This is a genomic window from Pseudomonas sp. NPDC077451 (assembly GCF_044543345.1).
Taxonomy (GTDB): Bacteria; Pseudomonadota; Gammaproteobacteria; order Pseudomonadales; family Pseudomonadaceae; genus Stutzerimonas.
Genome location: NZ_JBITVX010000012.1, coordinates 78,708 through 93,327, shown reverse-complemented (window position 1 = coordinate 93,327; position 14,620 = coordinate 78,708). Strand labels below are relative to the sequence as shown.

Annotated in this window: 13 protein-coding genes; 2 read left to right on the top strand and 11 right to left on the bottom strand. The window is 61.7% G+C overall.

Going from position 1 to position 14,620, the window contains the following annotated elements; all coding sequences use genetic code 11:
* Positions 1-39 precede the first annotated feature (39 nt).
* From panD to dksA, 10 genes are all read right to left on the bottom strand, one after another.
* Complete coding sequence (gene panD / locus ACIGHL_RS17775) at positions 40-420, bottom strand: aspartate 1-decarboxylase (RefSeq protein WP_019342093.1); 381 nt, start codon at positions 418-420, stop codon at positions 40-42.
* 102 nt (positions 421-522) lie between these two features.
* Positions 523-1,386, bottom strand: coding sequence for a pantoate--beta-alanine ligase (panC, locus tag ACIGHL_RS17770; protein ID WP_128120992.1), 864 nt, complete (start codon positions 1,384-1,386; stop codon positions 523-525).
* Complete coding sequence (gene panB, locus ACIGHL_RS17765; protein ID WP_128120993.1) at positions 1,383-2,183, bottom strand: 3-methyl-2-oxobutanoate hydroxymethyltransferase; 801 nt, start codon at positions 2,181-2,183, stop codon at positions 1,383-1,385. The genes panC and panB overlap by 4 nt, the downstream gene beginning before the upstream one ends.
* 161 nt (positions 2,184-2,344) lie before the next feature.
* Positions 2,345-2,839: a 2-amino-4-hydroxy-6-hydroxymethyldihydropteridine diphosphokinase gene (gene folK / locus ACIGHL_RS17760; RefSeq protein ID WP_128120994.1), complete on the bottom strand. Its 495-nt coding sequence runs from the start codon at positions 2,837-2,839 to the stop codon at positions 2,345-2,347.
* 1 nt (position 2,840) lies between these two features.
* The gene (locus ACIGHL_RS17755; RefSeq protein ID WP_128120995.1) at positions 2,841-4,238 is read right to left on the bottom strand and encodes a polynucleotide adenylyltransferase PcnB; all 1,398 of its coding nucleotides are present in this window, start codon (positions 4,236-4,238) and stop codon (positions 2,841-2,843) included.
* A gap of 657 nt (positions 4,239-4,895) precedes the next feature.
* Positions 4,896-6,320: a sigma-54-dependent transcriptional regulator gene (locus ACIGHL_RS17750; protein WP_128120996.1), complete on the bottom strand. Its 1,425-nt coding sequence runs from the start codon at positions 6,318-6,320 to the stop codon at positions 4,896-4,898.
* 200 nt (positions 6,321-6,520) lie between these two features.
* Positions 6,521-9,475, bottom strand: a complete 2,955-nt coding sequence (locus ACIGHL_RS17745; RefSeq protein ID WP_128120997.1) for a sensor histidine kinase — start codon at positions 9,473-9,475, stop codon at positions 6,521-6,523.
* On the bottom strand, positions 9,459-9,635 hold the full coding sequence (locus tag ACIGHL_RS17740) for a hypothetical protein (protein WP_003095129.1): 177 nt from the start codon (positions 9,633-9,635) through the stop codon (positions 9,459-9,461). The genes ACIGHL_RS17745 and ACIGHL_RS17740 overlap by 17 nt, the downstream gene beginning before the upstream one ends.
* 120 nt (positions 9,636-9,755) lie before the next feature.
* Positions 9,756-10,646 (bottom strand): tRNA glutamyl-Q(34) synthetase GluQRS, encoded by an 891-nt coding sequence (gluQRS, locus tag ACIGHL_RS17735; RefSeq protein WP_128120998.1) that lies wholly within the window; start codon positions 10,644-10,646, stop codon positions 9,756-9,758.
* 92 nt (positions 10,647-10,738) lie between these two features.
* Positions 10,739-11,182: an RNA polymerase-binding protein DksA gene (dksA, locus tag ACIGHL_RS17730; RefSeq protein ID WP_019342101.1), complete on the bottom strand. Its 444-nt coding sequence runs from the start codon at positions 11,180-11,182 to the stop codon at positions 10,739-10,741.
* Between the two features lie 192 nt (positions 11,183-11,374).
* Here dksA and ACIGHL_RS17725 point away from each other — a divergent pair, with 192 nt between their 5' ends.
* Complete coding sequence (locus ACIGHL_RS17725; RefSeq protein WP_128120999.1) at positions 11,375-12,547, top strand: pyridoxal phosphate-dependent aminotransferase; 1,173 nt, start codon at positions 11,375-11,377, stop codon at positions 12,545-12,547.
* Entirely contained in the window at positions 12,547-13,254 is a 708-nt protein-coding gene (gene sfsA, locus ACIGHL_RS17720) for a DNA/RNA nuclease SfsA (RefSeq protein WP_128121000.1), read from the top strand. The genes ACIGHL_RS17725 and sfsA overlap by 1 nt, the downstream gene beginning before the upstream one ends.
* Positions 13,255-13,300: 46 nt before the next feature.
* Here the strand turns inward: sfsA and ACIGHL_RS17715 are convergent, their stop codons facing one another.
* Positions 13,301-14,620 carry a PQQ-dependent sugar dehydrogenase gene (locus tag ACIGHL_RS17715; RefSeq protein ID WP_128121001.1) on the bottom strand — a complete coding sequence of 440 codons (1,320 nt, stop codon included), beginning with the start codon at positions 14,618-14,620 and terminating at the stop codon, positions 13,301-13,303.

The window sequence follows — 14,620 nt, the reverse complement described above, 5'->3', positions numbered from 1 at the left end:
ACGCTTGGCGATGCGGGCTTTCGAACAACCGATGGTAAATCAGGCGACCTGAACTGGAATCGCGTTGCTGGTGTGACTGAGATCCCCATCAGCGCCCATATAGAGAACGTGTGGTTTGAAGCTGGCCAGTTCGGCTTCGCTGTAGTGGGCGTAGGCACAGATAATCACCCGATGACCAACGCCAGCCTTGTGTGCGGCGGCGCCGTTGACGGAAATGATCTTCGAGCCTTCTTCGCCACGGATGGCATAGGTCGTGAAGCGCTCGCCGTTGTCGACGTTGTAGATCTGGATCTGCTCGTATTCGCGGATGCCGGCGAGGTCCAGCCAGTCACCGTCGATGGCGCAGGAGCCTTCGTAATCCAGCACCGAATGGGTCACCTGGGCGCGGTGCAGTTTAGCCTTGAGCATGATGGCGTGCATGGCGGGGTCCTCCGGAGGCGCAAGCGGCGCAGAGTGTGCCCGAACCCTCAGGCCGGTTCAAGACCGAGGGCCGAGCTGGGTTATGCCGATGATCGGCCGTTATCAGTCCACTGGCGGAGTGATGTCGACCAACAGGTTATCCAGCAACCGAGTCTTACCCAGGAACGCTGCGGCGAGGATCACAACTTCGTGGCTGTCTGGCTTGACCGGTTGCAGGTCCGCGGCGTTGCGGATCTCCAAGTAGTCGGGCCGCAAGCCGGCAGCCTGCAGTGCCTGATGGCCGGATTCGAGCAGCGCGGGGTAGTCACGTTCTCCGTTGCGCAGGGCGTCCGCCAGCTGTTGCAGCGTACGGTGAAGTACGGGCGCGGTTGCGCGCTCGTCGGCGCTGAGGTAACCGTTGCGCGAAGACAGTGCGAGGCCGTCGTCAGCCCGCACGATGGGTTCGCCAATGATCTGCACGGGCATGTTCAGGTCGCGGACCATGGTGCGGATAACCGCCAGTTGCTGGAAATCCTTCTGGCCGAAGACCGCAAGGTCCGGCAGCACCATGTTAAACAGCTTGCTCACCACGGTCGAAACGCCGTCGAAGTGCCCTGGGCGGCTGCCGCCACAGAGTCCCTCGGACACGCCCGGTACCCGAACGATGGTCTGCAGCGCCTGGCCGTGCGGGTACATTTCCTCGACGCTGGGCGCGAACAGCAAGTGGCAGCCGGCCTCGAACAGCTTGTCCTGATCGGCCGCGAGCGTACGTGGGTAGCTGGCGAGGTCTTCGTTGGGGCCGAACTGCAGCGGATTGACGAAGATGCTGGCAACCACGAAGTCGGCACGCTGGCCGGCCTTCTTGACCAGTGCGATATGGCCGGCATGCAGGTTGCCCATGGTCGGCACGAAGCCGATGCGCTTGCCTTCGCCCCGGGCGCGGGCCACCGCGGCGCGCAGATCAGCAATGGTTTTCACCACGTTCATGCGGAGAACCCATGTTCGGCTGCAGGAAACTCAACGGACTTGACCGCCTGGACGTAAGCGGCAATGGCCGTCGGTATATCGCCATGCTCACGCATGAAGTTCTTGACGAACTTTGGCGCTCGGCCGGTCAGCGACAGGCCAAGCATGTCGTGCAGAACCAGTACCTGGCCGTCCGTGTCGCTGCCCGCACCGATACCGATTACCGGAACCGTAACCGCCTGTGTGATCCGCGCAGCCAGCTCGCTCGGGACACATTCGAGCAGCAGCATGACCGCGCCAGCATCCTCAAGCGCCTTGGCGTCGGCAATCATCTGTTGTGCCTGCGCTTCTTCGCGCCCCTGCACCTTGTACCCCCCGAAGATGTTGACCGCCTGAGGGGTGAGGCCCATGTGTGCGCAAACCGGGATCCCGCGCTCGGCCAGCAGGCGAATGGACTCGGCCAGCCAGGCCGCGCCCTCGACCTTGACCATGTGGGCGCCGGCCTTCATCAAGGTCGATGAGTTGTTCAGCGTCTGCTCGACGGTCGCGTTGGCCATGAACGGCAGATCAGCGACGATCATGGCGCCGCGGTTGCCGCGTTTGACACAGGCCGTGTGGTACGCCATCTCGTCAACCGATACCGGCAGCGTGCTGTCGTGACCTTGCAAGACCATGCCCAGGGAGTCGCCGATCAGCAGCATCTCGACACCAGCCTCGCAGGCTGTCTTGGCGAAGGTTGCGTCATAGCAGGTCAGCATGACGATCTTCTCGCCTTTTTGCTTGAGGCCTTGCAGGGTGGTCAGGGTTACGTCTGGCATGAAAGCCGTCCTCCTAAAGCCTCTCGGGGATCACGGTTGCAGGCGGAGCGTCAGGGTTGCCCCGTTTCGATGCATGCCGGCAGAGGGCGCTTATAGTCCTGATGGCGGGGAGCTAAGTCAATCGCGAGTGTTACCCGCAGGTTACATCTGTTACCCAGTGGTTACAGCGGGTCGCCGAGCCGCTCGAGGCCTTCAAATGGGCAGGCAGCGAGCAACTCATTAAGCGTGCGGCCATCGGCGAGCTTGAGTTCGGCGGGGGCAATCTCGGCCAGCGGGTAGAGCACAAAGGCCCGCGCATGCATGTGGTAATGCGGAACCGTCAGGCGGGGCTCGCTGATCAGCCGATTACCGAACAGCAGAATATCGAGATCCAGTGTGCGAGGCCCCCAGCGCTCGGCTTTGCGCTCACGACCTTGAGCGAGCTCGATCGCTTGCAGCGCGCCAAGCAGAGCAAGCGGTGACAGCGAAGTATCCAGTGCCGCCACGGCATTGTTGTATCGGGGCTGGTCAGCAGGACCGAGCGGGTCGCTGAGATAAAGCGAGGAGACGACTGCCAACTGCGAGTCGGGAATGCTTGTCAAAGCGTCCAGGGCACCGCGCAGCTGCCGGCGCGGCTCGGCCAGATTGCTGCCGAGGCCGATGTACACACGTTCCATATCAGTCCGCTGATGCCGGTGCGCTTTCGTTCGGGCCCCGCTTGCGGCGGTTACTTCGCCGACGTTTGCGCGGCGCACCGTTACCCTCGTCTTTGCTGCTGAGGCCGCGGATCATGTTACGGCGATCACTGTCGCTGGCTTCCTGGTAGTCGGTCCACCATTCGCCAAGACCATCGGTTTCCTCGCCGGCGCTCTCTCGCAACAGCAGGAAGTCGTAGCCGGCGCGGAAGCGTGGATTCTCCAGTAGCTGGTCTGCACGACGTCCTTGTCGGCGTGGCAAGCGTTCCTGCATGTCCCAGATCTCGCGCATGGGCATGGTGAAACGCTTGGGAATGGCCGTGCGCTGGCACTGTTCCCATATGAGGTCATGTGCGGCTTCCTGCATCGCCGGTATTGGCGGTAGGCCGCGCGCCTGGACCTCGGCAACGCGCGCCGGCAAGGCAGGCCAGAGCAGGGCCGCAAACAGGAATGCCGGGGTGACGGGCTTGCCTTGGGCGATGCGCAGGTCGGTATTGGTCAGGGCGTTGCGGATCAGCGTCCCGGCATACTCAGGGTTGTCTTCCAGCGCATCGGCGCTGGCCGGGAATAGCGGTGCGAACAGGTCGTACTCAAGCAGCAAATCGAAGGTGCGTTCGGCTTTGCCGCTAAGGAATAGCTTGATGATCTCGTCGAACAGGCGCGCAGACGGCACGTCGTTCAACAGGTCGGCCAGGTCGGCAATAGGCTCCGCGCTATGCTTTTCGATCTCGAAGTCGAGCTTGGCGGCGAAGCGGACCGCTCTCAGCATGCGTACCGGATCTTCCTGGTACCGCTGCTCTGGGTCGCCAATCAGGCGGATCAGCCTGTTGCGAATGTCGTGAACCCCGTGGGTGTGGTCGAGGATCCGCTCGCTGGAAGGATCGTAATACAGAGCGTTAATGGTGAAATCGCGTCGCTGCGCATCGTCTTCTAGGGTGCCATAGATGTTGTCACGCAGAATCCGCCCGCTCTCGTTGCGCGAAGCCAGGTGGTTGGGTTCATCATCGTCTTCTTCGGGATGATTGGCGCGGAAGGTTGCGACCTCGATGATCTCGCGGCCGAAGTGCACGTGAACCAGCTTGAAGCGACGACCGATAACGCGTGCATTACGAAACTCGGCGCGCACCTGCTCGGGCGTGGCACTGGTAGCCACGTCGTAGTCCTTTGGCTCCAGATCGAGCAGCAGGTCGCGGACGCATCCACCCACGACATACGCCTCGTAGCCGGCATGCTGGAGCCGCTCGACGACACTGACGGCGTGCCGGCTGAGATCGTTGCGGTGCAGCGAATGCTGCCGGCTGGACAGTATTTCGGGGGTGCGACGAGGATGCGGGAGTCGGCGCAGGGGAAGACGAAAAGACTGGAACAGCTTTTTCAGCATGAGAGGCACTGTGTGGCGAAATGACAAGGTGGCGACGTGAATAGCCACGAAACAGGCGTGGATTCTAGCACCGGGAGCAGGGATGGTGAACGAAGCGCAGAGAGGTGTCAAAACCCGGCCGAGGCCGGAAAGCACTAGGGGGAGCCGAAGCTCCCCCTTTAAATGATGTCGCGTGCTTTGTTGTTATTAGTATTTCGGGCGTGTTGTTTTTGTTTGCGTCACCCGTTCCCTTCAGCTATCGCATCCAGGAATCGCTCCTACGTTGGGAGCAAAGAGCAAACGGATTTCTTTGGTCGCTGATTTACCATCGATCATTCGATCCAACCAGTTCAGGCGCTGCTTATGCAGTTTTTGTTGTTCTCAGCCTGGTCGCGGGGCAAAACCCCATTTGGCATTTCCTCTCCAAAAGAATCAGTTAGCTACGCCTCTGCCTTATTGTCTTTATTTTGCTAGAGCCGGTACGTCTTGTTCTTATTGTGGGTCTGCTTGTTATTGTTGTTGTGCCAGATATAAAGCATTCGCCGTGCCAGTTTTTGAAAACGCTTTTAAATCAACGGTTTGAGGATTCTGTTGCTGCGGATGGTCCAAATGTCGGCAGGTGTTCGTTACCGATGAACCCGCATTTTGTTACGTCTAGGTAGTGACGGTAACAGCGCACTACCCAGCTGCGGTCGATTTGCGCCGCGGGATGCCCAGCCGCTGACGACGCTCCCAAAGGCACTTGCGGCTGATGCCCAGCTTGCGTGCCAGTTCGGTCTCAGTCATGTGGTCCTGGTGCTCAAGTACGAAATGCTGAAAGTAGTCTTCCAGCGACAGATCCTCGGTCGGCTCGTTGCTTGTGGAAACAGCGGAACCTAGCAGGGCGCCGGGTTCATCAAAATCCTCGTCGAGGGGGTCGAGCTCGATGTCGATACCCAGCAGCTCAGCACTGATTTCCTCGCTCTCACTGAGAATCGCCGCCCGCTCGATGGCATTCTCCAGTTCGCGCACGTTCCCCGGCCAGGTGTATTGCCGTACGGCCTGCTCGGCCTCTCGGGAGAAGTGCAACCCCTCGGTTGCCATGCGCGCACTCTGGCGCGCCAGGAAGGCTTTGGCGATTTCCAGCACGTCGGCGCCGCGCTCGCGTAGGGGGGGCAGTTTCAGGGCGATGACATGCAGCCGGTAGTAGAGGTCCTCACGAAATTGCCCATTCTTGGCCAACGTTTTCAGGTCACGGTGGGTCGCGGCGACCAGGCGCACATCGACTTTTTGCGACTGGGTAGAGCCTACCCGCCGGATCTCGCCTTCCTGCAGTACGCGTAACAGCCGCGCCTGTGCTTCCAGAGGCAGCTCACCGATTTCGTCTAGGAACAGTGTGCCGCCATCTGCGGCCTCGACCAAGCCGGCGCGGCCGGCGCTGGCGCCAGTAAAGGCCCCTTTCTCGTGACCGAAGAGTTCGGATTCGATCAGGGTTTCCGGAATGGCGGCGCAGTTGACTGAAATCATCGGCGCCTTGGCGCGACGGGAGAGGTTATGCAGGGCGCGGGCAACAAGCTCTTTACCCGTACCCGATTCGCCTTGGATCAGTACATTGGAGTCGGTCGGGGCGACCTTGCGGATCTTGCCGAACAAATCCTGCATCGGGCCGCAGCGTCCGATAATGCCAATCTCACCATTGATCGAGTCGTCTGCCTTTGCGCCAGCAACGGGCGTGGCGCTGCGCGACGCCTCAGTCGGCGCCGAGGTGGCCTGCTGCCGATCATGAAGAATACGCGCCACGGTTTGCAGCATCTCGTCGTGGTCAAAGGGCTTGGCGATGTAGTCCACTGCCCCCATTTTCATCGAGTCCACTGCCGAGCGTAGGCTGGCGTAGCTGGTCATGATGAGCACGGGGGTGCCTTCGGCCAGCTTGATCAGTTCGGTGCCGGGCGTGCCTGGCAGACGCAGATCGCTGACGATGAGATCAAAGGAGGGAATGCTGAAGCGCTCTTGTGCCTCCTGCACCGAGCCGGCTTCACTCACCTCGTACTGGTTGCGCTCGAGCAGTCGGCGCAGGGCGGAGCGGATAATGGTTTCGTCTTCGACGATCAGAATATGGGACATCAGTACTCTCTCGACGGTCTGAAGGCGGCTACACGGTGGTGGGAGCGGCGCCTAAGAGGGCTCGTTCCCGAACCTGTGCTAGTTGCCGCGCTGCGGCTTGGTGCGGGGTGCCAGTGTCATCTTCATCCAGGACGCGGTGGGGCCAGCTATACGCTGGGCCGCCCATGGTCGAGACCTGGCAGAAAACGGCCGATGCCTCGTCATTCACCGGAATCTGCGGCCTCGACATGACGCGGCAAAGTAATGCGGAAACGCGTGCCGCGTTTGGTTTCCGGGTCGGTCGGGCTGTCAATATTGATCTGTCCATAATGCTCTTCCACGATCGAATAGACCAGTGCGAGGCCCAGCCCTGTCCCTTCACCTGGATCCTTGGTGGTGAAGAACGGCTCGAAAAGCCGATCCTGAATCGCCTGCGGAATGCCGCTGCCTTCGTCTTCGACGATGAGGTAGACGGTCTGTTCGGACACTTCGCTGCGTACTCGGATCGCGCCGCCGGGCTCCGACGCGTCGCGGGCGTTGGACAGCAGGTTGATCAGCACCTGAGCGAGGCGCTGCGGGTCGCCTTCTGCCAGATGATCCGGGTCGCAGAGGTTGAAGAATCTCACCTCGGTTCCCCTCCGGTTGAGTGAGAGCAGGGCAATCGCATCTTGCGCCACCTCGGCCAGGCTCACGGGGTACCGGTCCTGTTGTCTTCCGCCGGCATGGGCGAAGCTCATCAGTGATTGGACGATGCGTGAGACGCGTTTGGTCTGCTCGACGATCTGGTTGCTGATCTCGATGATCTCGCGGTCTGCCTCGCGCTCCTCGCGCAGATTCTGTGCCAGGCAGGCGATGCCGGTGATCGGGTTGCCAATTTCGTGAGCGACCCCCGCCGCCAACCGACCAATGCTGGCCAGGCGTTCGGAGTGAACGAGGCGGTCCTCCAGCTGTTGGGTTTCGGTGAGGTCTTCGACCAGCAGTACCAGACCGCTACTGCCGGGCGCCAGCGGCTCGGCGATCGCGGCCTTGTGCAGGTTCAGGCAGCGGCTATGGCCGTCCAGCTGCAAGCGTTGTTTATGCAGGTGCTCCTCGCGCTGCCGAGTAAAATCGCTTAGCAGGCTCTGCCAGGGCTCGGCGATGGTCGACAGACGAGAGCCCACCACCTGCAGTGCGGGAATTTCGGTGAGCTCTTCCAGAGCTTTGTTCCACATCAGGATTTCCTGGTCCTTGGCCAGCGAGCAGACGCCCATCGGCAGCTCCTGCAGGGTCTGCCGGTGGTAACGGCGCAGGGCATCGAGTTCGGCAGCCAGGCCGGTAAGGCGTGAGTGATAGTCCTCCAGGCGACTCTCGATAAAATGGATGTCTTCGGTCACATAGCTGTCTGCACCGTTCTTGTAGGAGAGAAAATTCTCCACGATGTCCTGGGCGACGCTCGGCCCCATCAGGCCGGACAGGTTTGCCTCGATGCGATCGCGTAGCCGGCGCAATGCATAAGGGCGATGCTCATCGAAGGGCAGTTGAAGATCCCGCAGCGCCTGTTCCACCTCCCGCTGCGCAGTCTTGGCGCCCAGCGGCTTGGCGAGCTGAGTGGCGAATTCCTGCGGCGAGGCGGCTGCCAGCTCACGACGTTGAGGTCGGCGCACGTTTTCCACCGCGCAGGCTTCTGCAGCGGCCTGCTCCTCGGCGCTGGTCTCGGTGAACAGCGAGAACAGCGAAAACGCCAGCACGTTGACCGCCAGCGAGGCGATTGCCGCCAGGTGCCAGCTGGTGTCGTCCAGCACGTAGACCACGTTGAGCAGAGGGATGTAGAAGCCATCGAGGTTGCCGACCAGCGGCAGCAGCATGGTCACAACCCAGACTGCAATACCGGCGAGCAGCCCAACGATGTAGCCACGACGGTTGGCGGTCGGCCAATAGAGCACAGAAAGCACGCCGGGCAGGAACTGCAGGGTCGCCACAAAGGCGACGATGCCCAGGTTTGACAGGTCCTGCTCGGCGCCCAGCATCAGATAAAAGCCGTAGCCGGCCATGATGATGGCGAGGATCAGGCTGCGCCGGGTCCATTTCAACCAGCGATAGATGTTGCCCTCGGTAGGGGGTTGGTAAAGCGGTAACACGAGATGGTTGAGTGCCATACCCGACAGGGCCAGGGTGCTGACAATGATCAGACCGCTCGACGCTGAAAGTCCGCCGACGAAGGCCAGCAGCGTCAATGCCTCGCTCTGCGCCGTAATACCGAGGCCGAGGGTGAAATATTCGGGGTTGGTGCTGACGCCAAGTTTGAGCCCGGCCCATAGAATCAGCGGCACGGCCAGGCTCATCAGCAGCAGATACAGCGGCAGGCCCCAGCTGGCGCTGACCAGCGCGCGCGGGTTGAGGTTTTCGGTAAAGGTCATGTGATACATGTGCGGCATGACAATCGCCGATGCGAAGAACACCAGCAGCAGGGTGCGCCATGGCCCTTCCTGCAGCGGCGTATGCAACGCCTGCAAGGCCGACTGGTTCTGCAGTAGCCAGATTTCCAGCTGATGCGGCCCACCGAACACGACAAACAGCGCGTACAAACCGATGGCGCCGAAGGTCAACAGCTTGACCACCGATTCGAACGCGATGGCGAAGACCAGCCCTTCGTGCTTCTCCCGTGTGGCGATATGCCGGGCGCCGAAGAGAATGGTGAAGAGCATGATCATCACGCAATAACCCAGCGCGACCCGTTCCTGCAGGGGTTCAAGGGTGAGAATCCCGATGGCATCGGCGACTGCCTGAATCTGCAAGGCGAGCAGCGGCAGCATGCCAATCAGCATGACCACCGTGGTCAGCGCGCCGCTCCAGGTGCTGCGGAAACGGAAGGCGAACAGATCCGCCAGTGAAGCCAGCTGGTAGGTTCGGGTGATACGTAGTATCGGATAGAGCAGGACCGGCGCCAGCAGAAACGCGCCGCACACGCCCAGGTAGGTGGCGAGGAACCCGTACCCATACTGATAGGCCAGACCCACCGTGCCATAAAACGCCCAGGCACTGGCGTAGACGCCGAGGGACAGGGTGTAGGTGAGCGGGTGTCGAATGACCCAGCGCGGGATCAGTCCTCGCTCGCTGATCCAGGCCACCCCGAACAGCACCAGCAGATAGGCGACACTGATCAGAATCAGGTGGCTGAGGCTAAAGCTCGTCTGCATCGCGTTGACTCTGAAGGATGAAGGTCACCACGATGAGGATCAGCCACAACAGATAAGGCCGGTACCACGCGCCGTTGGGGTCAATCCACCAGTCCATGATTGCAGGGGAAAACAGATAGATCCCCACCACCAGGAGCAGCACCAGTCGGTAGATGTACATGCTGGAACTCGTGTCGAAAGTAGGCGGATGGTAAAGGAAGCGGCAAGCGGCAAGCCACAGGCTGGCGGAAAAGAGTGTCGCGCGTCGGTTTTACCCATATTAAGAGGCACAGATGCCGCCTCAGCGAAGCTGCGACTCGGCCAGGGTTCGACAGCGCGGGATGCGCTCGGCATTCCAGTGGCCTGTCGCCCAAGTCAGCACCTCGGCGGGCAGTGCGTCGTTCAGCTCGCCCGGCGTGGATTGGCCGAGCGCGCGCAGCGCACGCAGTAACAGCGGTGTGGCTTCAGCCGGTTGCAACGGCGGTGAGCGGTAACGTTTTCCCAATTTATGGCCATCGGGCTGAATGATCAGAGGGACGTGCAGGTAGCGCGGGTGTGGCAGGCCAAGCAGGTCCTGCAGAAAGAGTTGCCGCGGGGTCGAGTCGAGCAGGTCGGCACCGCGGACGACGTCGGTCACGCCCTGCCAGGCATCATCGAGCACCACCGCCAGCTGATAAGCAATCAGCCCGTCTCTGCGGCGGATCACGAAGTCGCCCACTTCGCGGGCCAAGTCCTGGCTGTACTGGCCCTGGACGCGATCGCTGAAACTGTAGTTCCGATCCGGCACGCGCAGGCGGATGGCGGCGTCAGTGGTGTCGCGGGCGGCTTCACGGCAGAAACCCGGGTAGAGTCCGGCGAACGCCTGCAATTGCTTGCGCGAGCAGGTGCAGGCATAGGCATGGCCGTCCTGCCTGAGGTGATCGATCACCTCGTTATAGACGTCAAGCCGTTCGCTTTGGCGGACCATCTGCCCGTCCCACTGGAAACCGTAGGCTTCCAATGCCTGCAGAATCGAGGTCTGCGCCCCCGGCATTTCTCGCGGCGGATCGAGGTTTTCCATGCGCAACAGCCAACGGCCGCCAACGGCACGGGCATCGAGATAGGAGGCGAGGGCGGCGATCAACGAGCCGAAGTGCAGATAGCCGCTGGGTGTCGGCGCGAAGCGACCTATATAGGAAGAGGGTACGGACATGGGCCGGCTCGGGTAAGAGGCGTCGAGGCGGGGTGAAGCAAAGGCGCGGGAGGCCGAAAATGAAGCGGGGCGCCGTAGCGCCCCGTTCGGGATCAGGAACCGATCTGCTTTTCCTTGATCTCCGCCAGCGTCTTGCAGTCGATGCACAGCGTAGCGGTCGGACGGGCTTCCAGACGGCGAATGCCGATCTCGACGCCGCACGAATCACACCAGCCATACTCATTGTCTTCGATCAGCTGCAGCGTCTCGTCGATCTTCTTGATCAACTTGCGCTCGCGATCACGGGCGCGTAGTTCCAGGCTGAATTCTTCTTCCTGGCTGGCGCGATCGGCCGGATCGGGGAAGTTGGCCGCTTCGTCCTGCATGTGATGCACGGTACGGTCGACTTCCTCCATCAGCTCCAGCTTCCACTTATTGAGGATGCCGGTGAAATGAGCGCGCATGTTGTCGCTCATGTATTCCTCGCCTTTGGACTCCTTATAGGGAACGAAGGCGCGGATCAGTTGGTTGCTGGGTGTCGTTTTAGTAATGGGCATGGATGAACGCCTCTCGCTATGTCCATTGCGCAGGATAGTGAATCCCTCTGCCGGCCCGTGCCGGCCCTGCGGCTGCAAGCGGGCGAACTTACCAGATCGTATCGGGGTGCGCTACTCCCGAATATCACGGTGGCTGCGGTGTCAGAGGGACCTTCGGTAGAATTCACGTTTTGTACTCGTTAGGAAGGTCAGATGACCTCGTCATATAGCGCGCGTAGCCGTGCAATCGAACCCTTTCACGTCATGGCATTGCTGGCCCGGGCCAACCAATTGCAGGCGTCTGGACATGATGTCATTCACCTGGAGATCGGGGAGCCGGACTTCACCACCGCCGAGCCCATTGTCGCGGCCGGTCAGGCTGCCCTCGCGGCTGGTCATACCCGCTACACCGCTGCCCGAGGGCTGCCGCAGCTGCGCGAGGCGATTGCCGGTTTCTACAAGCAGCGCTATCAACTGTCTATTGACCCCGAACGCGTGCTGATTACTCCCGGCGGGTCCGGTGCGCTGCTGCTGGCCAGCAGTTTGCTGGTCGACCCGGGCAAGCATTGGCTGTTGGCCGACCCGGGGTATCCCTGCAACCGGCACTTTCTGCGCCTGATCGAAGGTGCCGCGCAACTAGTGCCGGTCGGTCCGGATGTGCGTTATCAGCTGACGGCCGATCTGGTCGAGCGTTACTGGGACAAGGACAGCGTGGGCGCCCTGGTGGCTTCGCCGGCCAATCCCACCGGTACCTTGCTGACACGGGACGATCTGGCGGGCCTGTCCGCTGCGTTGAAAAGCCGCGGCGGGCATCTGGTGGTGGACGAGATCTACCACGGCCTTACCTATGGCACCGATGCGGCCAGTGTGTTGGAAGTCGACGACTCGGCATTCGTGCTCAACAGCTTCTCCAAGTATTTCGGCATGACCGGTTGGCGCCTCGGCTGGCTGGTGGCGCCACCTCAGGCTGTCAGCGAACTGGAAAAGCTGGCGCAGAACCTCTACATCAGTGCGCCCACCATGGCCCAGCATGCCGCCCTGGCCTGCTTCGAGCCGGCCACCCTGGAAATCCTCGAAGCGCGTCGCGGCGAATTTGCCAAGCGCCGTGATTTTCTGCTGCCCGCATTGCGCGAGTTGGGCTTCGGCATTGCGGTGGAGCCGGAAGGGGCTTTCTATCTCTACGCCGACATCAGCGCCATCGGCGGTGACGCTTACACGTTCTGCCAGCACATGCTGGAAACCGAGTTTGTCGCCATTACGCCGGGGTTGGATTTCGGGCGGCACCAGGCCGGTCACCATGTGCGTTTCGCCTATACGCAGAATCTGCCCCGGCTGGAGCTGGCGGTCGAGCGCATTGCGCGTGGCCTGCAGAGCTGGAAAGGCTGATGCAGTTCACAACGCCTCTGGAACAGGGTCGGCTGGTTCGGCGCTACAAGCGATTCCTCGCCGATGTCATTACCGACGCCGGCGAGCACCTGTGCATCCACTGTCCGAATACCGGCTCGATGCTCAATTGCATGGGTGAGGGCGCGCGCGTCTGGTTTCAGCGCAACAGCGATCCCAAGCGCAAGCTGCCGGGCACCTGGGAACTGGTTGAAACCCCGCAAGGGCGGCTGGCCTGCGTCAACACGGCACGGGCCAATCGACTGGTCGAAGAGGCGCTGCTGGCCGGAGTGATTGGGGAATTGAGCGGCTTCACCGTGCTCAAGCGTGAGGTGGCCTACGGTATTGAGAACAGCCGCGTGGATTTCCGCCTGGACTATCCCGCAGGCCCCGCGTTCGTTGAAGTCAAAAGCGTGACCCTGGGCTTCGCTGATACGGCTGTTGCGGCCTTTCCCGATGCGGTGACGGACCGTGGCGCTCGCCATTTGCGCGAACTGGCGGTGCTGGCCCGTCAGGGCGTACGGGCGGTACAACTGTATTGCGTCAACCTTACTGGAGTCGAGGCCGTGCGCCCTGCTGGCGAGATCGACCCGCGCTATGCCGCCGCGCTGCGGGATGCGGTGGAGGCGGGCGTCGAAGTGCTGGCCTATGGCGTCGAACTGTCGCCGAAAGAGATTCGGTTGGTGCGTCCCTTGCCGGTCATTCTGTAAGCAGACCTGTAGCGACCGGTTGGGGCCCGGTCGCGATCCTCTCCATTCACCGGCCGCTGGGTGTCACGCGCCAGATCACGTTACCGACGTCATCGGCCACCAATAGCGCGCCGGCCTTGTCCACTGCGACACCCACCGGGCGACCCATGGCCTGCTCATCCTCGTTGAGAAAGCCGGTCAGCACGTCTTCGGCTGTGCCGTTCGGCTCGCCATCCTTGAAGGGCACGAAAACCACTTTGTAGCCACTGCGTGGCTTGCGGTTCCAGGAGCCATGCTGGCCGATGAACGCGCCGTGACGGTAGCGCTCGGGCAGCAGCGAGCCGTCGTAGAAGGCCAGCCCGAGCGACGCCGTGTGTGCGCCAAGCGCGTAGTCGGGCACGATGGCTTTGGCTACCAGATCCGGCCGTTGCGGCTTCACGCGCTCGTCGACGTGCTGACCGTAATAGCTGTAGGGCCAGCCGTAGAAGCCACCGTCCTGTACAGAAGTCATGTAGTCCGGCACCAGGTCGCTGCCGATTTCGTCGCGCTCGTTGACGGTGGTCCATAGCTCGCCGCTGTCTGGTTGCCAGGCCAAACCATTGGGGTTGCGCAGGCCCGAGGCGAACAACCGCATCGTCTTATCGTGCGGGTCAATCTCAAGAATGGCCGCGCGGTTCTCCTCGGCCTCCATGCCGTTTTCACCTACGTTGCTGTTGGAGCCGCTGGTGACGTACAGCCGTGATCCATCGGGGCTGGCGATGACGTTCTTGGTCCAATGGTGGTTGATCGGCCCGGCTGGAAGATCGACCACTTTCTCACCCGCCGAGTCGATCCTGGTCGCACCTTGCTTGTAGGGGAAGCGCACCAGTGCATCGGTGTTGGCGACGTACAGCTGATCGCCAATGAGTGCCATGCCGAAGGGAGAGTTCAACCCTTCGAGGAATACCGAGCGGTCCTCCAGCGTGCCATCGCCATCACTGTCACGCAGCAGCGTGATGCGGTTGGCGCTCTTGCCGCCGGAGCCCGCCCGCGCCATGACCTTCTTCATGATCCAGCCACGTAGGCCTTGGCCGCCCTCCGGTTTGGCTGGCGCATTGCTTTCGGCCACGAGCACGTCGCCATTGGGCAGCACGTAGAGCCAACGCGGGTGATCGAGGTCGCCGGCGAACGCCTGAACCTGTAGACCGGGAGCTGCTTGCGGCGAGCGATCCGCGGGCCACCCGGTGGCTTCGGCGATGTTGACGGTCGGGATCAGCGACTTGTCCGGCTCGGGTAGCGCCGGGGCCGGGCCGTAGCCCGCTTCGACCGGCAGTGTTGCAGTGTCGCCGCATCCGGCCAGGCCAAGCATAAGCGCCCCGGTTGTCAGGTAAGCGTAACGGCTAGGCAT

Bases quoted from the DNA above. Each gene is read 5' to 3' on its own strand.
- panD (WP_019342093.1), bottom strand. From the start codon at position 420: ATGCACGCCATCATGCTCAAGGCTAAACTGCACCGCGCCCAGGTGACC.
- panC (WP_128120992.1), bottom strand. From the start codon at position 1,386: ATGAACGTGGTGAAAACCATTGCTGATCTGCGCGCCGCGGTGGCCCGC.
- panB (WP_128120993.1), bottom strand. From the start codon at position 2,183: ATGCCAGACGTAACCCTGACCACCCTGCAAGGCCTCAAGCAAAAAGGC.
- folK (WP_128120994.1), bottom strand. From the start codon at position 2,839: ATGGAACGTGTGTACATCGGCCTCGGCAGCAATCTGGCCGAGCCGCGC.
- ACIGHL_RS17755 (WP_128120995.1), bottom strand. From the start codon at position 4,238: ATGCTGAAAAAGCTGTTCCAGTCTTTTCGTCTTCCCCTGCGCCGACTC.
- ACIGHL_RS17750 (WP_128120996.1), bottom strand. From the start codon at position 6,320: ATGTCCCATATTCTGATCGTCGAAGACGAAACCATTATCCGCTCCGCC.
- ACIGHL_RS17745 (WP_128120997.1), bottom strand. From the start codon at position 9,475: ATGCAGACGAGCTTTAGCCTCAGCCACCTGATTCTGATCAGTGTCGCC.
- ACIGHL_RS17740 (WP_003095129.1), bottom strand. From the start codon at position 9,635: ATGTACATCTACCGACTGGTGCTGCTCCTGGTGGTGGGGATCTATCTG.
- gluQRS (WP_128120998.1), bottom strand. From the start codon at position 10,646: ATGTCCGTACCCTCTTCCTATATAGGTCGCTTCGCGCCGACACCCAGC.
- dksA (WP_019342101.1), bottom strand. From the start codon at position 11,182: ATGCCCATTACTAAAACGACACCCAGCAACCAACTGATCCGCGCCTTC.
- ACIGHL_RS17725 (WP_128120999.1), top strand. From the start codon at position 11,375: ATGACCTCGTCATATAGCGCGCGTAGCCGTGCAATCGAACCCTTTCAC.
- sfsA (WP_128121000.1), top strand. From the start codon at position 12,547: ATGCAGTTCACAACGCCTCTGGAACAGGGTCGGCTGGTTCGGCGCTAC.
- ACIGHL_RS17715 (WP_128121001.1), bottom strand. From the start codon at position 14,620: ATGCCTAGCCGTTACGCTTACCTGACAACCGGGGCGCTTATGCTTGGC.